This is a genomic window from Bacillus sp. AFS088145 (assembly GCF_002564465.1).
In the GTDB taxonomy this organism is placed as follows: Bacteria; Bacillota; Bacilli; order Bacillales; family Bacillaceae_G; genus Gottfriedia.
On the sequence record NZ_NUUX01000013.1, the window covers coordinates 502,589 to 522,125 of the forward strand.

The 19,537-nt window shown below is 32.1% G+C and carries 21 protein-coding genes; 3 read left to right on the forward strand and 18 right to left on the reverse strand.

The features are described 5' to 3' along the window. Nucleotides 1-25: 25 nt before the first annotated feature. From phnX to COI44_RS10620, 5 genes are read right to left on the reverse strand one after another with little or no spacing between them, the layout of a single operon-like run. On the reverse strand, nt 26-838 hold the full coding sequence (phnX, locus tag COI44_RS10600; RefSeq protein ID WP_098427891.1) for a phosphonoacetaldehyde hydrolase: 813 nt from the start codon (nt 836-838) through the stop codon (nt 26-28). After that, entirely contained in the window at nt 835-1,929 is a 1,095-nt protein-coding gene (locus COI44_RS10605; protein ID WP_098427892.1) for a 2-aminoethylphosphonate--pyruvate transaminase, read from the reverse strand. Before COI44_RS10605 ends, phnX begins: the two co-directional genes overlap by 4 nt. A 21-nt stretch (nt 1,930-1,950) precedes the next feature. Continuing rightward, nucleotides 1,951-2,943, reverse strand: coding sequence for an extracellular solute-binding protein (locus tag COI44_RS10610; RefSeq protein WP_098427893.1), 993 nt, complete (start codon nt 2,941-2,943; stop codon nt 1,951-1,953). A 40-nt stretch (nt 2,944-2,983) separates the two neighbouring features. Continuing rightward, nucleotides 2,984-4,609 (reverse strand): ABC transporter permease subunit, encoded by a 1,626-nt coding sequence (locus COI44_RS10615; protein WP_098427894.1) that lies wholly within the window; start codon nt 4,607-4,609, stop codon nt 2,984-2,986. After that, nucleotides 4,602-5,354, reverse strand: coding sequence for an ABC transporter ATP-binding protein (locus tag COI44_RS10620; RefSeq protein ID WP_098427895.1), 753 nt, complete (start codon nt 5,352-5,354; stop codon nt 4,602-4,604). Before COI44_RS10620 ends, COI44_RS10615 begins: the two co-directional genes overlap by 8 nt. A 217-nt stretch (nt 5,355-5,571) precedes the next feature. Here COI44_RS10620 and COI44_RS10625 point away from each other — a divergent pair, with 217 nt between their 5' ends. Continuing rightward, nucleotides 5,572-6,333 carry a DeoR/GlpR family DNA-binding transcription regulator gene (locus COI44_RS10625; protein WP_098427896.1) on the forward strand — a complete coding sequence of 254 codons (762 nt, stop codon included), beginning with the start codon at nt 5,572-5,574 and terminating at the stop codon, nt 6,331-6,333. Nucleotides 6,334-7,080: 747 nt separating this feature from the next. Here COI44_RS10625 and COI44_RS10630 read toward each other — a convergent pair. Both COI44_RS10630 and COI44_RS24120 read right to left on the reverse strand, forming a co-directional pair. Continuing rightward, nucleotides 7,081-7,275: a hypothetical protein gene (locus COI44_RS10630; RefSeq protein ID WP_098427897.1), complete on the reverse strand. Its 195-nt coding sequence runs from the start codon at nt 7,273-7,275 to the stop codon at nt 7,081-7,083. Between the two features lie 164 nt (nt 7,276-7,439). Further along, on the reverse strand, nt 7,440-7,577 hold the full coding sequence (locus COI44_RS24120) for a hypothetical protein (protein WP_179887077.1): 138 nt from the start codon (nt 7,575-7,577) through the stop codon (nt 7,440-7,442). A 338-nt stretch (nt 7,578-7,915) separates the two neighbouring features. On the opposite strand from COI44_RS24120, the gene COI44_RS10640 reads away from it, so the two are divergent. Continuing rightward, nucleotides 7,916-8,158 (forward strand): DUF2584 family protein, encoded by a 243-nt coding sequence (locus COI44_RS10640; protein ID WP_098427899.1) that lies wholly within the window; start codon nt 7,916-7,918, stop codon nt 8,156-8,158. Between the two features lie 94 nt (nt 8,159-8,252). Here the strand turns inward: COI44_RS10640 and COI44_RS10645 are convergent, their stop codons facing one another. The 4 genes from COI44_RS10645 to COI44_RS10660 all read right to left on the reverse strand — a co-directional run bounded on the left by COI44_RS10645 (nt 8,253) and on the right by COI44_RS10660 (nt 11,818). Further along, nucleotides 8,253-9,239 (reverse strand): autotransporter-associated beta strand repeat-containing protein, encoded by a 987-nt coding sequence (locus COI44_RS10645; protein ID WP_286163872.1) that lies wholly within the window; start codon nt 9,237-9,239, stop codon nt 8,253-8,255. Between the two features lie 319 nt (nt 9,240-9,558). Then, nucleotides 9,559-10,152: a GDSL-type esterase/lipase family protein gene (locus COI44_RS10650; protein ID WP_098427901.1), complete on the reverse strand. Its 594-nt coding sequence runs from the start codon at nt 10,150-10,152 to the stop codon at nt 9,559-9,561. A gap of 5 nt (nt 10,153-10,157) precedes the next feature. After that, complete coding sequence (locus COI44_RS10655; protein ID WP_098427902.1) at nt 10,158-11,633, reverse strand: sodium:solute symporter family protein; 1,476 nt, start codon at nt 11,631-11,633, stop codon at nt 10,158-10,160. Continuing rightward, nucleotides 11,630-11,818, reverse strand: a complete 189-nt coding sequence (locus COI44_RS10660; protein WP_056471680.1) for a DUF3311 domain-containing protein — start codon at nt 11,816-11,818, stop codon at nt 11,630-11,632. The genes COI44_RS10655 and COI44_RS10660 overlap by 4 nt, the downstream gene beginning before the upstream one ends. Nucleotides 11,819-11,956: 138 nt before the next feature. Between COI44_RS10660 and COI44_RS10665 the strand changes: the two genes are divergently transcribed. Then, nucleotides 11,957-13,318 (forward strand): sigma-54 interaction domain-containing protein, encoded by a 1,362-nt coding sequence (locus COI44_RS10665; protein WP_098427903.1) that lies wholly within the window; start codon nt 11,957-11,959, stop codon nt 13,316-13,318. 75 nt (nt 13,319-13,393) lie between these two features. Here COI44_RS10665 and COI44_RS10670 read toward each other — a convergent pair whose 3' ends face one another. From COI44_RS10670 to COI44_RS10700, 7 genes are all read right to left on the reverse strand, one after another. After that, on the reverse strand, nt 13,394-14,488 hold the full coding sequence (locus COI44_RS10670) for a tartrate dehydrogenase (RefSeq protein WP_098427904.1): 1,095 nt from the start codon (nt 14,486-14,488) through the stop codon (nt 13,394-13,396). An 18-nt stretch (nt 14,489-14,506) separates the two neighbouring features. After that, entirely contained in the window at nt 14,507-15,955 is a 1,449-nt protein-coding gene (locus COI44_RS10675) for an aldehyde dehydrogenase family protein (RefSeq protein ID WP_098427905.1), read from the reverse strand. After that, nucleotides 15,955-17,040: an aromatic ring-hydroxylating oxygenase subunit alpha gene (locus COI44_RS10680; RefSeq protein ID WP_098427906.1), complete on the reverse strand. Its 1,086-nt coding sequence runs from the start codon at nt 17,038-17,040 to the stop codon at nt 15,955-15,957. The genes COI44_RS10675 and COI44_RS10680 overlap by 1 nt, the downstream gene beginning before the upstream one ends. Nucleotides 17,041-17,433: 393 nt before the next feature. Continuing rightward, entirely contained in the window at nt 17,434-17,979 is a 546-nt protein-coding gene (locus COI44_RS10685; RefSeq protein ID WP_098427907.1) for a 2'-5' RNA ligase family protein, read from the reverse strand. 21 nt (nt 17,980-18,000) lie between these two features. After that, nucleotides 18,001-18,501 (reverse strand): GNAT family N-acetyltransferase, encoded by a 501-nt coding sequence (locus tag COI44_RS10690; protein ID WP_098427908.1) that lies wholly within the window; start codon nt 18,499-18,501, stop codon nt 18,001-18,003. Between the two features lie 192 nt (nt 18,502-18,693). Then, nucleotides 18,694-18,996 carry a hypothetical protein gene (locus COI44_RS10695; RefSeq protein ID WP_098427909.1) on the reverse strand — a complete coding sequence of 101 codons (303 nt, stop codon included), beginning with the start codon at nt 18,994-18,996 and terminating at the stop codon, nt 18,694-18,696. Nucleotides 18,997-19,178: 182 nt separating this feature from the next. Beyond that, nucleotides 19,179-19,472, reverse strand: coding sequence for a hypothetical protein (locus tag COI44_RS10700; RefSeq protein ID WP_098427910.1), 294 nt, complete (start codon nt 19,470-19,472; stop codon nt 19,179-19,181). Nucleotides 19,473-19,537 lie beyond the last annotated feature (65 nt).

A 19,537-nucleotide genomic window follows, 5' to 3' on the forward strand; every position in this document is an offset into this window, starting at 1 on the left:
TCGCCTTCTCTTTTCAAATGAGTATTTAACATGTTACTTTCTTACCATCTACAATTAAATCATTAATTCTTTCAATTAACATAGGTAATTCACTCATTGATTTAATTGTGAAATCTGCACCATTTTGTCTAAATGATTGTTCAGTTTTTGAAATGATTGCTTCTTTCTCACTATCTGTTAAACTACTAAACTCTTCTAAACTAAGTCCCATTTCTGAACTTCCGATAATGACGCCGACAGACCAAACACCTGCATTAATTCCTTCTTTAATATCCGAAATCGTATCGCCTACTTTCACGACTTTCCATGGGGCTGTTAACTTTAATGCTTCCATGTTACGGTAAATCATATACGGATAAGGTCTACCAAATGAATTTGTTTCGTCAGGTGTAATATAGAAGTCTGTATAGTAGCCTTTCGTCTCAGCATTCGGAACGACTACATCCATCATTTTATTAGTGTAACCTGTCGTTGAACCTATTTTAAGACCTTTATTCCTTAATTCCTGCACTACTTCGATGACTCCAGGAATCGGATTTGCATAGTCAGATAGTGAAGCCATTAGAGCTGGCTCAAAGTTTGCGTAAAGTATATTCACATCTTGTTCATTGAATGGTCTCTCATATTTTTCGATCCAAAGCTTAGAAATTCTAGGCATTGAAAGCATTTCACGAATATGATCGATTTTTAACATTCCCATTGGTGCTCGAGCTTCTTCCATTGTTACTTCAATTCCAGCCTTTTTAAAACTATCGATAAACACATTTACTGGCGCAAAACATCCGAAGTCAACTGTTGTACCAGCCCAATCTAAAATAATTCCTTCAACTTTGTTCATTTTGTCACCACTCCCATATATTCTTCGATAATATTGCATAAACCTTGGATGTCTTCTTCATAAATTTCTCCAATATTTCCTACACGGAAAGTATCAGCATCTGTTAGCTTACCAGGATAGATTACATATCCTTTTTCCTTTATGAAATAATAGAAGTTTTCAAAGCTAAACTGTTCACTTGGAAATAAGAAAGTTGTGATAATTGGCGATTGGTTTTCCTCAGTTATATAAGCATGAATTCCAACTTCTTTCAGTCTCATTCTTAACAAGCGGTTATTATTTTGATAACGTGCAAATCTAGCTGAAATGCCACCTTCTTCAATTAATTCATCAATCGCTTTTGAAAATGCTGCAACAACATGCGTTGGAGAAGTGAATCTCCATTTTCCCTCCTTGTCCATTTCCTTCCATTGATCGAATAAATCTAAAGATAAACTTCGAGCAATTCCCTCACATTGAACAAGCTGATCTAGCTTTGCAATAACAAATCCAAATCCTGGTACACCTTGAATACATTTATTCGCACTACTAATTAAGTAATCAATCCCCAGTTTTTGCACATCAATTTCGATCCCACCAAAGCTACTCATCGCATCGATAATTAACGTTTTATTATATTCTTTTGAAAGTTCGGCTACCATTTCTATTGGGTTTAATATACCAGTTGTTGTTTCGCAATGAACCATCACGATGTGAGTAATCGCTTGATCTTTTTCAATAATATCTCTTAACTCTTCTTCTTTAGGAAGCTCTTCATATGCAATGCTATATTGGATGAAATTGAGTCCAATATATTTAGCCATTTTCACAATACGTTCGCCATATGCTCCATTCGTTACAATCAATACTTTGTCATTCCTTGAGGTTGTTGAACTAATAACTGATTCAACTGCAAATGTTCCGCTACCTTGCATTAAAACAACTGTATAATCTTTTTCTGATGCATTTGCTAGCTCTAGAAGTTGAGTTCTAATTTTTTGTGTAATGTCTTTATAATCTTGATCCCAAGTACATCGGTCAAAGAGCATTTCTTCTTTGACCGTACTTGTAGTAGTTAATGGACCTGGTGTTAATAATTTATAGTTTTTCATGGCTTTTCATCCCCTTAGAAATTATTTTGCAGCATTAAAGAACTGTTGGTGCTCTTCTAATAATTTAACTGTTAATGGTTGACTAAATTTCATAGAATGAGCTGGTTTATGTTCGTCGCTAACAGTTTCTCCTTTGTATAAAGCAACTGGGTAATTTTTGATTAAATCTTTACGAGCATCTTTAATAATTACTTCCGCCATTTTCATTGCTAATTCATTTGATTTCTTATCTTTTTTAACAACTGCAACTGATTCAGTTAATGAGAAGTTTCCTTCTGTTGGATCTACATAGTCAATTGGTAACCCTGATTTTTTATCTAATACTGCTTGGTGACGTAATCCAATACCCGCTGCAACCTCGCCAGCTTCTACTTTCTTAATTGGACCTGAACCTGAGCTCTCTAAATGTGGACCACAGTTTGCGATTAAATCATGTAAAATGGTTTTACCTTCTACTTCTCCATACTGAGTAATAATTGCTTGAATTAATAACCAGCCAGTTGAAGAATCCATGATATTTGGAATTGATACTAAACCTTTAAATTCTGGTTTTGCTAAATCTTTAATTGAAGTTGGCATTGGTAAGCCTTTTTCTTTCATTACTTTTGTATTTACAAAGATTGATCCTGTGTTAGCTAAAATTGGTGTATAGAATGAAGGATATTTCTCTAATGAATTAGTTTTAAACGTTAAGTCTTCAAACATATTATGTTTTTCTTGGGCACTATCTAAGAAATATGAACTCATAGTTACTAAATTCGCTTCGATTTTATCGCCTTCTGCCATAAGTTTTCCACCTAATTCCGAAGTACCAAATGTTTGAAACACATATTTGCCTTCATAACCTGCTTTCTTTAATGCACTTTCCATTGATGTAATGGCTTCTTCATCGCCATTCGTATAAATAACAACTTTACCTGAGGCATTTGTTTTTGAACTATTACATGCAGTTAATGAAAAAACTAAACATAATGCGAATAATGACAACATGATTCCTTTAAATTTCTTAAACATAAAATAACCCCACTTATTTTTATTTTTTATAAATTATTGATTATCCCTTAATAACACTTTTTCTCTGGAAATAGTCACAGATGAATTTAACAATTAAATTCGTGAAAAAGATTAATAGAGATAATACAAATATTTCATCGTATTTTTGGAAGTGCTGAAGCTCTTTAATTTTGCTTGCAACTAATGAGGTTTCAGCTGTTATTAAGAAAATGATCCCACTCACCGTTACCATTGAATTAATAAAATAGTAGCTAATCATTTCAAAAACTGTTGATTTAGAGTTTGGTAAAACAACTCGGTAAATTGTTTTAAACCATGAATCCCCCATTAATTCTCCAGTAGTTTCCCAACCAGGATTCATTTTAGAAAGTGAGTTTTTTGCTAATAAATAAGGTGTAGTAAAGAAATGAACGATGTTGCAAAGAATGATAATGGCAAATGTTCCTTTCAAACTACTATTATTGAAAAATAGTAAATACGATAAACCTAAGACCATACCTGGAACAGTGTTTGTGAGCATCGAAATTAAATCAATGACTAGCTTAGATTTATTTTTTATAGCTGTTCGAACATTTAATAGTGCCGAGCTATATGCAAAAAGAGTTCCTAGTATTGCTGTTACCACTGAAACATATAAAGAATTTTTATAAACTCCTATTAAATCACTAGACTGAAAGGCATCTACGAAATGTTGTAGCGTAAAGGTTAATTTAAATGGATAACTAATAAAAAATGGAATGATGAACATTACTGCAAATACTGACAGGATTCCAACTAAAATGATTGTAGAAATGATCCCGATACAAATATCTCTTACTTTATTGGAAATCATTTCAACGTTTGTAAATTTATCATAATGAAAATTGAATTTTTCAAGATAGTTTAGTAATAAAACGCCAAATACAGCAGGAACTAGCATTAATACTGCAATAACTGCCCCATTATTAAAATTAGGAATTGATCCAAGCATAACTTGATATAACTGGGTAGCTACAACGTAATATGTACCACCCACCGAAGCTGGAATACCGTAATCTGTAAAGCTTAATATAAAAGAAAGAACAAAAGCTCCACCAAGCGTTCCAAGTAATGGGCGAATAATTGTATTTTTGAAGCTTCTAAATGGACCGTCACCCATCAATTCAGAAACAACCATAAATTTTTTATCAATATATTTAAAAGAATTATTAATTAATAGGAATGCAGCTGGTAATGTATAAATTACATATCCAATTAGCAATCCATTAAACCCATAAATTTCAAATAAGCTTTTTCCTAATAGTTTTGTTATTAAACCTTGTTGACCAAAGGAATAAATTATCGCAAATCCATAAGTAATCGTCGGAAGTAACATTGGTATGAGAATAACGATTTTCATAAATCCTTTTAAAGGTTGAATCAATTTCGTGCAGTTAATTGAATATGCCAGAATAAAAGCTAATATCGTGCTGACACAAGCAGTAATAGTAGAGATCTTTATACTATTCCAGACTGCTTGTACTAGGGTTTTATCTGACAGTATTGTAATATAATTAGTAATTCCAAAACCATGATCCGTTTCAAATGATCGATAAAATAATATGATTAATGGTAGTAATAGAAATGAAACAAATAATAGTAGTATTGCTAAGTAAATAACTCGCATTTCCGGTTTAACTTTATGCATATTTCTCACCAAACAAGTTGTAAATATTATGTCTCTTAATTTGAAGCTGTTTTAATATAAACTCTTCAACAAATCGATTAGTTGGTTGGTTTATGATTTCACTTGGCGTACCAAATTGCGAAATTTTACCTTCATTTATAATTAAAATTTTATCTGATAAAGTTAAAGCTTCTTCTGGATCATGTGTAACGATAATCGTCGTAAGTTTAAATTCTCGTGCGATTGATTTAATTCGTTCTTTAATTGATTCCTTTATGACACCATCTAGTGCACTTAAAGGTTCATCTAATAATAAAATTTTTGGCTTCGTTACTAATGTTCTAGCAAGGGCAACCCTTTGTTTCTGACCTCCAGATAGCTCTCCTATTTTCTTATTTAAATGAGGCTTTAATTCTAAGAAGTCAATATATTCCTGTAATTCTTGATCCGATACAAGCCCTTTCTTATTCCTTAATCCATAAACAATGTTTTCATAAGAATTCAAGTTAGGAAAAAGTGCATAATCTTGGAAAACGATATTGAATCCTCTATTTTTCATTGGTGTTTTTGTAATATCTACATCATTGAATATTATTTGACCTTGATCCATTTGCGTTAGACCTAGAATTAGATTTAATAAAGTTGTTTTTCCACTTCCACTTGGACCTAGTAATGAGACGATTTCTCCAGTTTTAATTTCAAGATTTATATCTGTTAATACGACTTTTTTATCAAACTGTTTGCTAACGTTTTGTAGTTTCAGCAAACCGTTCACCCCCTTAAGTACAACCTTAGTATAAAATTCATATGTAAATTCAATTAGCCTTTTTAGTAAATAATATGTAAATTGTCAGTAACTTTCGCATAAATTATGCACATATTTACATTAAATTAACCAAACATTTGCATTACTACTATTGAAAATCTGCATTCTTTTCATTAAACTGTAAGCAAATATAATTAAATACTGAATGGGTGAGGTTATGTTTCCACTTGAAAGACAAAATAAAATTATCGATTTATTAAAATCAAATAATGTTTTAAAAATAACTGAGCTAACTGAAGCACTAAATATATCTACTGATACTTTACGAAGAGATTTAAATCTACTTGAAAAACAAGGCAAAATAGAGAAAATATATGGCGGTGCGAAAATAGCTGAATCGAAGTTCTTTGAATCATCAATGGAAGAAAGAATGGTAAGCCACTTAGAGGAAAAAGAAAAGATTGCCAGGAAATGCGCTGAACACATTGAAGATGGAGATTGTATTTATTTAGATAGTGGCTCTACTACACTACAAATTGCGAAATATATTAAAGATAAAAAGAATTTAACCGTCGTTACGAATTCGATTCCAATCATCAATGAGTTAATGAATAGTTCGATTGAATTGATCATAATCGGCGGTAAAATTAGACGAAATGAACAATCGGTCGTAACGTACGATTACTTATTTAATTTTAATGAATTAAATATTCTAAAGACGTTTATATGCGCGAGTGGAATTACAATTGAAAAAGGAATTTCCGATTATAATTTAGAAGAGGCAATTACAAGGAAGAAAATAATTGAGTTATCTAACCTTAATTATGTAGCAGCTGACAGCACAAAATTCGGTAAGAACGTCACTGTTCATATAGCATCGCTTGAAAAAATTGATTATATCATTACGGATTCTCATATTAATAAAAGTTTTATTTCTAAATTTAATAAGACAAATACAAATCTGGTAATTGCCGAATAAATAAAGGCAGGAGGGTCCATTTAATGGGACCCTCCTATTTTCATTTAAGAGATGAGTAGTGTTGAATAATATCAGGGCTGCAAATAGTCGGAGAAAAGTGCAAATAAAGGTTCTGTCTATGCAATTAAATAGTTAAGTGCAATTAAATTCCGAGAATCCGCAATTAAAATTAACAAAACTGCAATTAAATTCCAAGGAACCGCAATTATAATAAAAAATTCCCCATACCAGTAAGGGTGTTATCCCCTAAAACTTATAGAACTTAGGTACTTTCTAAAATAGAAAACTGCCAATTTGCTCTAAATCTTTCTATATCGAATAAAAAATTGATAGAACCTGCTAATTATCTATAAATGTATCGATAAAATCAATTAAAAATGATTAACACCGCTAAGATACCCCACCGCAACAAATATTAACAACGTTCAGATCCTAAAACTGTTCAAATAAAAAAAAGGACTTCCATATGTCACCCTCTACGACTGATGGAACCCCCATATTTTATGCTTTTCCTACCCTTATCAACAAACTCTCTTAGAATTTTTCTCAAAAAACCTAGTTTCATATTGTCCAGCTACGATATAATTTTCATTTTCATTGTAGATTCTCCAGCCATGACTTTTTACGTAATCGCATGGAACAATTAATTGATTTTCTAAGTATATCCTTGAAACGGTGCTATAGCCTGAGTCATTTTGACTGGAGGTTGTATACACAATTCCATCAAAAAGGGTTCAATAAAACACTTTATCTTCGCTGATTCGCCCCCCTTACATAAAGGATAATAATCGCAAAGATAATCATGCCACAAACAATAAAAGGCATTAAGCCTGAACTGTAAACCATATATATTCGAATATGACGTATTGCATTTACTACTATAAAAAGCACCATGCATATCCATAAAATTACAATAAGAGCCGCATTCTTATTTCTTCGCATAAACATCAGCCCCTTCCAATAAAGCAACTACAAAAAATACTGTTTGTTTTATTATATAGTCGAATTAGCGAATCAATGACCATACGTTTTTGAGTATATGTAAAAGTTTAAAAAATTAAAAGGATAGCTAGGTTATTATAACCAGAGCTATCCTTTGGCATCCATTATTGATAAATCGAAAAATCTATAATATCTGCATATGGCACATCATTTTTAATCTTATTTTCTAAATCAATAAGTGTATATTTATGCCAATCCTCTAATCGATTCAAATCCCATTTTTGGACAAATAAATGGTGCAAAAATATTTCTCTCAATTTAAGAAAGATCGGGATTTGTTTTACTATGTCTTTGCATAATAAGTTTTCTAGTTTATATCCTTTAAAAAAATACGTCATAAAAGTCTCAATAAACTGATCATTCTTTTGGTTAAAAGAGTTCTGTTGCCAATATGCATGATAAAAAGCTGTAGCAAAACTTGATTACTAAGCTTCCTTTTCATTGAGAGTCCCTACTATCTTATAAAATTTTATACAATCCCATTTTTGTGTTCAGAACAAAAATATATTAAGATATTTTTAAGTGTTTAATCTTTTCTATATAAAATATTCTATCTATTCAATTTAAGGAGTTTTCAAAAATGAGTATGCCTTTTGAATTTAATTGGTTAATTGTAACAAATGAGAACGCAATCCGACATGAGAACAATCTATTCACTTTAGAACTTAACGGGTACCATTTATTTCCTATTGATACACCAATCAATGTCTCCAGACGAGATGATGAAAAGCCGTTTGGTATCGCAATTATACAGAAAATCGAATGGAGAAATAAGAATACTTATATGGATTATGAACTAAAAGCAATTGATACAGTTAATTAAAATGATACCATGACTTTTATTAGAACCTAAAAGGACTGTCAAAATGAGACAGTCCTTCTTAGTTTGCTTGCTTTCAAATGCTCTACTTTGTACTTTATTTTGTTGTTTGCTTGTTAGGTTTAATAATCTTTAAGAGAAGTTGATCATTTTTATAAATAGTCATAGTTTTGTAGCCTGAAGGCAATCCTTTTACAACCACTTCATCAAACTTGCTTCCACTCGCTAAATGATAATATTTAGCAATAACAGCGCCATCCGTTGGAATATAACCATTTGTTAAATTGATCGTTAAAGTTCCATCCAAATTAGCTCTACCTGAAATATTTAATATATCACTTTGGCTATCCATATTTAAGTTGGTCAAACTATTTTGTATTTGATTAAAGTTCCCTTCAATTTCCAATCCGCCTTTAGCATTTACGTTAATTGTTCCACCATAATTTCTTACATTCCCAGTTCCAAAAGCATATTCATTATCAGCTTCTAGCGTACCACCTAAAATTAAAGTTCCACCAGTGTAAGTATTATTGCCTTGTAAATCAAGCTGACCAGTTCCTTCTTTTGTAAGCGAACCTACACCAGTAATGTCATTTTTCCATTCGTCTTGCTTTTCAAATCCTCCATGAGATGCATCCATATCCACAGTTACATTTTGATTAAAAGCACCATAACCATTTACTGCTGAAAACAGATCAAGTCGTCCCCAACCTTCTGAATCATCTAGTAAAGGATAGCCTGATTGAATACCTGTTGAGTAAAGTACCCAGCGACGTTGTGTCTCATCAAGATAAGGAAAACGTGTTTTTAATAGTACTTCTGCACCCTTTGGTACTACCATAGGTTTTGTTTTATCACCTGTTTGAGAAAATCCATAAGTCAATCTATTAATATAATTTTCTCTACTTTTTTTATAGTCACTATATAAATCGCTTGATGTTGCATTAGCTGGTGTCATTAGAATTGATTGTGCCTGTTGATATGCATTTGCTTCAATATTAGCATTAGCGGGATCATTCAAAGTTGCAGCAGCTAATGCGGTTGCCGTCATACGTCCACCCATAACAGCTAATGGTGAGTGCATTCCCGACAAAATGCGCGTGTTTCCAAGATCGCTATAAATTGAATTTATTTTTTAATTGGTAGAATCATCGTTTAATGTGTTAACAGTTTAATATTCAAGTCGGCGGAAAACCCTCTTCACTACAATGTATATAAGATTCCTTATAACCACACATGAGAAGGGGTGGTTTACTCTGCGGTTGAAAAATGTCTTTTGACCTAAAATGTCCTCCTTGTGATGGGGCATTTTTTAATACCAGGCTGGAAGCTCTTTGAAGCCCTTTTTTCCAAAATTAAAAACGGATAGCTTTTCTTTGCTATCCGTTCATTTGAATCTTTTACTACTCGTTACTTAACCCTATAATCGTTTGATATGCTTGTTTGGCTAATGCACTATGTCCAAGTTCGTTTGGATGTACTCCATCAGTGCCTTCAAAAAACTTAGATTTTAGATTCTGATGATGTTGAAATGGAATTCGAAAATCAATAAGTTTAAATTGATTTACTTTTACCATTTGCTCGATTCGATTAGCTAACTCTTGTGCCTTCAGCACGAATGTTTCATAACCAGAAAACGGTTCCCACACTTCTTCATGATTGATATGATCTATGTGAATTGGTGGATGGATTGCTACAATAGGTTGAATTCCATTGTGAATTGCTTGTTTTACCATCGAATAGATATTTGAAAGTATATATTTTATTTCAACATCCCACCATAAATCATTCCCACCTGCACAAATAATAACATGTGATGGATTGTTTAATACGACATCATGGTAGAATCGTGATAGCATACCAGTACTTGTATCACCTGAGATTCCTTTATTAATAATCTCGACTGATAATTCGTTTTGAAGAATAGTTGGCCATGCATCAACTTTTGATATTCCTAAACCTTCTGTAAGACTATCACCTATACATACTATTTTCATCTTTCTCACCATTGTTCCTTTATAGCTTTTTGACCTACTCTTGGTCTTATTTTTACTAAATAAACAATTCCACTAACTCCAAACATAAAGACGATATTAATCGTAAATGCAATAAATCCTGAATCTAAATCTTTTAAAAATTGAGGTGCATGTGGGAATAATGTCCCAAATGTTGTATTTTTTATTGTTACGTATGCAACTGCAGTAAGTCCAGATAGTATTCCTGCTACTGCTCCAATTTTTGTAACCGGATTACGTTTTAAGAACGTAACAATTAATGCAGGGAACAGCTGTAAGACAAAGCTATATGCCATCAATAAAAGAGAAAGCATTGTCTTACCACCATAGAACGTAAAGAATAATGCTATTAAAGCGATGATCGGAACTAAGATTCTTGTAAGTCCAGCTAATTTCGCTTCACTTGTATCTGGTTTTATTACTTTATAAATATTTTTAGAAAGTAATGTTGAAGCCGTTAATAATAACAATGAACTAGGAACTAACGCTGCAAGTAGACCAGCTGAACCAATTACACCAATAAACCAAGGTGGAAGTGTCGCTTTAGCAATTTCGAATAAAACTAAATCAGTTCGTCCACCTGGAATATGTGGCATTTGTAAAAGTGCAGTAAAACCAATAAAAAGAATAAAAACCATCAGAATTTGATAAAGAGGTATTAGTGCTGCATTTTTACGTAATGTTTTTGAATCTTTTGATGATAAACTCGCACCGAAAACATGTGGCCACATATATTGACCGAGCGCAATAATTAAACAAACTGACACATACCAAGAAATACTATAACCAGACTTAGGTAGTAATAAGAAACCAGGCTTAGCTGCATCTAACGTTCTAAACATCGGTTCTACTCCGCCGTAATAATGTAAAGGTAAATAGATCCCTAAAAACAAGATCGTTATGAGCATCAAAATATCTTTTAATATAGCAGTGAATGCTGAACCATGAATTCCTGAGATATAAACAAAGATCGTCACAACAATTACACCAATCCATACTGCTAAATTTGGAGAAATAGCACCGTATGAAGCCTCAGATACAATAATTTTTATACCATTTAATTGAAGTACCATATATGGAATAATGGAAACTACTCCAACTATTGCAACTATCAGTCCTAAAGATTTACTATTATATTTTTTAACAAAGAAATCTGGTTGAGTTAATAAATTATGTTTTTTCGCATAACGCCAAATATGAGGTAAGATCCAAAATGGAATAATATAAGTAACAGCACAGAAAATATAGATTACTGGGCCTCCCATTGAATATGATGCACTACTAGCACCTAGGAAAATAAACGTTGTAAACATTTCACCAGCCATTAGGACAAACATAATAATACTACCAAAATTTCGATCACCTACTACCCATGATTCCAATTTCATTTCTCTTCCTCTTTGGGCACGTATACCTAAAAAAAGTGCTAACAGAAACGTAATTCCAATTAATAGAATGCTCATTGATTTTCCTCCTGCTTCTCTAAAATTGCATTACTAATAAAAAGGCAGACAGATGTGATGACTAACCAACTCGCTGACCAAAATACAATAAACGGTAATCCTAATATGTAAGGCTCTACCCGATTCACAATAGTTAATGATCCTATGAAAGCAAAGATAGTTAAAAAAATTGCAAAATATTTCATTCTATTTCCCCCTTACCTTTTAATAAGTTGATTTTTTAAAAAATTCTGTTAATATTTTGTAGACTTATGTTAAACTCGTTTTATAAAATGGTAAAATATTAGCCTCTTATTGTAAGCGCTTAAAAAGGAGCATACATTATGAACAGTTATTCTAATCTTTCAGAAATACTAGAATTCGATAAAGAAGTGTTGTTAAACATTTTAAACTATTCTTCTGATGAAATTTATATTTTAAACAGAGATCTTGAAATCATTTATGTTAATAAAATGTGTGAACAACATTATGGTTTACGTCAAAACGAAATCATAGGAAAACATAATGATATTTTTTTGGAAAAAGGGTATTGGACCCCATCAATCATTCCAATTGTTTTAGAGAAAAATAATACCGTCACAATTAACCAAACCACACATACTGGTAAAGAATTAGTCACAACTGCCATTCCAATATTCAATCCGATCAATAAAAAATTGGATTTCATTTTCATTACATCTCGCGAAAAAAACTATATATCTATTATTCATAATAACATTCATGAAATGGTTGATTCGAGAGAACAATTTAATTCAAATGGATTTTTAACAATTGATGATGAAATGACGACTATCATTGATTTTTGTAAAAAGGTTGCTCCCGTTGATACAAATATTTTAATTCAAGGTGAATCTGGAACTGGAAAAGGTGTATTAGCGAAATATATTCATGATTTAAGTAACCGGAAAAACGGTCCTTTTCTTGCCATTAATTGTGCTGCTATCCCAGAAGACCTATTGGAATCTGAGCTATTCGGGTATGCTACTGGTGCATTCACAGGTGCCTTAAAGAATGGAAAAATCGGCTTACTCGAAACTGCAAATGAAGGAACAATTTTTTTAGACGAAATCGGAGAAATTTCCTTAAAATTTCAAGCGAAACTACTCCAAGTATTACAAGATCGTAGCTTTTTTTCAGTAGGAGGCAGAGAATTAAAAAAGGTCGACGTTCGTATTATTACAGCGACGAACCGTAATCTCCTAGAAATGGTAAAATCAAAGCAGTTTAGAGAAGATTTATTTTACCGATTAAATGTAATTGATATTCAAATTCCGCCACTTAGAAACAGAAAACAAGATATTCCCTTATTAGCTAATCATTTCTTAACTAAGTTCAATCATAAATACAAAGTTGACCGGTCGTTTTCACCAAGTGTAAAAAATACTTTTGAAGCTTTTCAATGGCCAGGTAATATTAGGCAACTTGAAAATATCATTGAGAGACTTGTTATAACTAGCGAATCGGTCATCCGATTATCTGACTTGCCATCACAATTAATTCCTAATGATTGTACAATCACAATCCAAGAGGAAAATTCATTAGAAAATATTTTAGAAGAAACTGAAAAAAAAATGATTATCGAATCTTACAAGATTCATAAAAGCTCTCGAAAAGTTGCAAAGGATCTCGGATTAAGTCAAACAAAAGCGAACAAATTAATCCAAAAATATTGTAAAAACGAGTAGATTTACAAAGCCTAAATTAAAAGGGAGATACTTCTGTAGTATTTCCCTTTTAATATTAGAAACCAATACGCCTAATTAATTTTTTTGAGTCTGAAAAACATTCATTTTTGAAGCAACTATTTCAACGATACGGTCTCCAACTTCTGATGTAGATGATAATCCACCTAAATCAGGCGTTAAGAATTGCTTTTCAATTAATAATTCTTCAATTGCAGTAAGAATTACCTTACCATACTGCTCATACCCTAAATAATCGAGCAATTGGCTAGCTGACCAAATTGCTGCAAGTGGATTCGATAACTGTTTTCCAGATATATCGGGTGCTGAACCATGAATCGGTTCAAACATTGATGGATATTCTCTCTTTGGATTTATGTTTGCTCCAGCTGCAAGACCTAAGCCTCCTGCGATGGCCGCACCTAAATCAGTTAAAATATCACCAAATAAATTAGAAGTCACTACTACCTCAAATCGTTTCGGATCTTTAATCATAAGCATAGCAGCTGCATCAACAAGATAAGAGTATGTTTTTACCGAAGGATACTCTTTACTCACTTCTTCAAATATTTGATCCCAAAAAACCATTGAGTAATTTAAGGCATTACCTTTGCTAATACTTGTTAATGTTTTCCCTTGTTTAAGGGCTACTTCAAAAGCATATCGTATGATTCGCTCCGTACCTTTTCGAGAAAAGACACTATTTTGTAAAACCACTTCATGTTCTTTTCCTTTATAAAGCCAATCACCAGCTCCTGCATATTCCCCCTCTGTATTCTCTCGGATAAATAACATATTAATATCTTCGGTTTTCATATTACTTAGAGGGCACGGTGCCCCTTTTAATAGAGTAACAGGACGTATATTTACATATTGATCAAAGCTTTTTCGAATTTTTAATAGCAAGTCCCACAATGAGATATGATCAGGTACACCAGGAAATCCGACAGCTCCTAAATAAATTGCTTCAAACTCTTTTAATCTTTCAATTCCATCATCATCTATCATTTTTCCGTATCGTGCATAGTATTCACAACCCCAAGGAAAAGACGTAAATTCGAATTCAAATGAATCAACGAGACTAGCTATTTTATTTAATACTTTCACGCCTTCATTAATCACTTCCGGTCCAATTCCATCCCCTGGAATAACTGCTATTTTATGTGTTTTCATACTCTATCTCCTACCTTACTAAATTCTGTTTTGATTCCAGACAATTAGCTTCAACTCTGTCATTTCTTCAACTGCAAACTTTATACCTTCTCTTCCAGTACCACTTTCCTTTACACCACCATATGGCATATTATCAACTCTAAATGTTGGGATATCATTAATGATGACTGCACCTACATGAAGTTCATTTGATGCGAATAATGCATTCGATACACTTTCCGTATAAATTCCAGCCTGTAATCCATAGCGTGAATTATTTACTTTAGAGATAGCTTCCTGAATCGATTTCACTTTGTTAATCGTTACAATTGGAGCGAAAACTTCCTGACAAGAAACTTTTAATCTAGATGTACAATCAGCAATTATTGTAGGCTCTAATATATTCCCTTGGGTTTTACCACCTGCAAGAATAGTTGCATTGCTTTGTTTTGCCTCTTCAATCCAGTTTAACGTTCGATCTAATTCGTCAGGTGAAATTAATGAAGATAGATAGGTTTCTTGGTCAAATGGATTACCAAGTTTTAATTTCTTAGTTGCCTCTACGAATCTGTAAGTAAACTCATCATAAATCTCTTCATGAACAAAAATTCTCTGCAATGAGATACAGACTTGACCTTGATTTGAAAAAGCACCCATTATACAGCGATCAATAATTTCATCGACATTAATATTTTTATCAATAATGACGGCAGCGTTTGATCCAAGTTCAAGCGTTGTTTTCTTAAGCTTTGCTTTACTTCTAATATTAATCCCAACACTAGTACTGCCGGTAAATGTAATCATGTTTACTCGGTCATCTTCTACAATCGTGTCGCCAACCGTGCGACCTGGACCCGTTACAACATTCAATACACCGTCTGGTAAGCCAGCTTGCTTGAATAGCTTAGCAATAAAAAGTGCTGAAAGTGGCGTTTGAGATGCTGGTTTTAAAACAACTGTATTTCCCGACGCAATAGCTGGCCCAACTTTATGAGCTACTAGATTCATAGGAAAATTAAACGGAGTAATTGCTCCAATTACACCAATAGGATTTCTTACTGTATATCCTACTCTTCCTATACCACCAGAAGCAGCATCGAATGGAATTGTTTCTCCATGGATTCGCTTTGCTTCCTCCGCTGCAAATTTATATGTTTCTATTGTTCTTGTTACTTCTCCCCTTGAAAACATTATTGGTTTCGCAGTTTCCTCTGTAATTATTTCAGCAGCTTCATTAAAATTTTCTTTTAATAACTGAACGACATTTTCAAGAATTTGTGCCCTCTCAAATGCTGGCACTCTAGCAAACTCATCTTTTGATTGATATGCTGCTTCAATTGCCAGTTCTGTTTGTTCTTTAGTTGCAACAGCAATCTCTGATATTACTTCTCTAGTGTAAGGAGAATACAAGTTTGAATACTCTTTTGTTTCTACTTCTTCTCCATTAATAAATAAATATTTTTTTATCGGACTTATTTTGTTTATCATCATTCTTCCTCCAGTGCCCTTAAGACAGACTCATGGAACTGAACAATTGCTTTCTCTGAAGATGAATAAAAGCCTTTATTAAATGCTCGTGAACGGAATCCAACTTGTTCTAATTCAACTAGCTCAACATCTTCATTTCGTACTACTTCAGCAAATTCAACTAAGTCTTTTTCTTCTTGTGTTAAATTTTCATCTCTAAAGTAGTATGTGTAGATTCCAAGAGTTGTCTCATGATCGATAGGGACCATTTGGATCGTAGCAATATTTCCTGGGCCTGGATAAATAGTCATCATTAAATTTGGCCATAACCAATAGAACGTGCCACCTTGCATTTCTACTTCATTAAAATCTAATGAACCCATTTTCTTATTCGCTTTCACAACCGATCCTTGAACAGAATAATTCTGACATGTAATAATTTGATAGTCCTTCATATCTAAAGTAGCAACAAAGCTTGGGTGAGCTACATGACAGTGATCACATTCTAAATAATTATCAATAAATGCTTTCCAGTTCGCTTTAATAATTCTAGATTTACTGCTCGTTCTTTTTAATTCACTTAAAAAAGGAAATTTACTTAGCTTTTCAAAAAAGTCACCGTATGTTTCAATTAATGACGTAGCCTGATCATCTAAATTAACGAAAATAAATGACTCAGCAATTTCCATCCTTACAGAACGTAAACAAGCATTTGATACACAAGCTAGATCTTCTCCTCTAAAATTAGGAGCTTTATTTAATTTACCATCTAAATGGAAAGTCCATCCATGGTAAGCGCATTGTAGAATTTTTTTATTTCCACTTTCATTTTTCTCTAGCTTAGTTGCTCTATGTGGACAAACATTATAAAAAGCTTGAATAACCTCATTCTTATCGCGTGTTACAAGAATCGGTTCACCAGCTACTTCAGCTGTAAAGAAATCCCCTACATTTTCTAATTGACTAATATGTCCAACTAACTGCCAAGACTTTGAAAAGATCTTTTCTTTCTCTTGCTCTAAAACCTTTGGATCAGTGTATAAATCATAAGTTAGTACTCTTTCGAAAATTTCATTCGTTGCATTTTGTACTTTGTTAAAAGTCATTTGTTTTAACCCCTCTCATTTCCCTATTATCGACCCCTGTATCTTTTATTTTGCAATATCCATGCCAAAATTAAAAAATACCTATAAATCAACATTTACTGATTCAAAACGACTCAAGCTAATAAAATAAGTGAACTGAAAACAATTCGATTGAGTTGTTTCTAGTTCACTTATCACTCACTCGTCGAGCAATCTTATGATCTAACATTTCAAATTGCTCTTAGAAAGGTGGTAATTTAATTTTCGTTCTACGTTTCCATCATCCAAAGATATCAATCAAATTGCGATTTTCAAGGCTGTCGTATCCTCTCCATTAACTTAACATAGAGTACCAATACTAAGGTTAATAGAGCAAAAAATAAAAAACTCGTTATTTCTCACGAGTTTTTCAGCTTATCTTATTGGGTTCAAAGACTTTGAATAAATAATAGGTGCATCATTTTTACTAACCATCTCAATAATACCAATTTCCTGTATTTTTCCTACAATCGTATCATTTCGATATAAACAATAATTATACGCTTCTACTAGTTTATCCGGTAACAATCTATTAGCTAAAGTACAATGTGGTACCCACTTTTCAGGTAGATAGATAGAATTTGGATTATCATTAAAATGTTTAAACTGAATATGAAAATTCTCATGAAACTCAATCAAATTTTTAGTAACATTTGGTGAAAAATACAATATACCAGTATTAAAAAACGATCCAATTGAATTAAAACTAATATCTATTTCCGGCTTATTTTCATAAAAATCATCTAAATGTTCAATAAACCTTAGCTTATCTAAGCTATGATAACTTGCTAAAGTAATGTGGGGTTTACGATTTACTACTTCATCAGCATAGAAAGAAATCGATTTTTCTCTTAACTCTGTCCAAATATCTTTAATGATTTGTTCGGTTTTTGCATCAAATATCGCTACAACTCCGTACATCAATCTTCCCTCTTTCTAAACTTATATTAGATCCATATGCATAATAAAGAGCTCACCTTTTCTCCCCATTACTCTCTTTCCTTTATCAATAAATCCGCTTTTTAAATACACATGCTGTGCAGCAGTATTTTTATGATTCACACCCAAAATAATTTCATCTCGTTCAGGGAAATTCGCTTTTACAAAAGAAGGCAATAAATTTAAAGATTGTTTCGCAATCCCTTTTCCTTGAAAATTTGAATCAACAGAATAAACCCTTAATAGAATTGCATTTTTATTATCACTATAATGTCTAACTCCATCCCAACCATGCAAAACAAAAAACCCTGCAACATCATTGTTACTCAAAATTAAAATTGCATGACGATCAGCCTCTAATACACATTTTTCTATATTCTCTATAGGTAAACCAGTAAATTTTAGATGCTCATCAGCTAGAAAATAGTTTTTTAATTGATCATCATATTGATCATTATAAAATTGTAAAGAAATAGTATTTCTCGGTAATAAAGAATTAGACATGAATATATCCTCCAATAAAAATAGAATCATAAGAATAGTACAACAATTATAAGCGTATTTCTACAGTGTTTTTTTACTAGATCCTTACAATTCTTAATCAACTATTTTGAAATCATTGAGGATTAAATACTGATATGTAGTCAAACCACTTCTTTAGTGGTTTTTCCTTGATAGTTTTCTTAAATAAAAAACCTATATTTGCTCAAATGGTTCGGGATAATTTTGCTGAAAATAAGATAATAAATCGCTTTTTTTAAGAAGAAGATTCAAACAAATTTGCTGGCTGATCGCAGATTTAAATACAAGTTTATTGCAAAACTGACACTTTTCCTTTTCAATAAATGCATGTTTAATAGACAAAGGGAAAATCGTCTTTTGTTTTCCAGCTAATAATATGTAGCTTTGATGATTAACAGAAAAGCTTATTTTATAACCGTCGTATCCTCCAAGCTTACTAATTACCACGTTTTGAATATCTAAATCTTGAATCACCATGTGTAATAGCACCTCCGTTTTCAACAAAATATATGACGAAATGCTATTTTTATGTCTCATTATCGTTAAATATTTTCATAAAAAAATAAAAACTACCCAAAAAGTAGTTTTTTATCACGATTTCTTTATTAATTTATTATTTTACTTTGGTCGACGATTGTCAAAAGCTATTTTATATCTGATTAAAATTGTTCAGAATAATGTTCTTGGAAATAAGCTAATAATTCTTTTCTTCTATTAAATAATGTTGGACAAACTTGTTGACTAAATTTTGATGGAAAAACTAGTTTATTGCATAGCTGACATGTTCCTTTTTCATGAAAAGTGTGAATTAGAGACAAAGGAAATAATATATTTGTTTTACCAACTAAAAGTACATACTGCTGTTGATTAATCGTAAATCTAACTTTATAGCCTTTATAATCCGTATGTTTTGCAATTTGTACATTTTCAATTTCAAGTTCAAGCTTTTTCACTTTGACTTGCACCTCCAATAAAGGGTAGGATTAAGATTTTAATAGACTTTTTTACGCTTGTATTT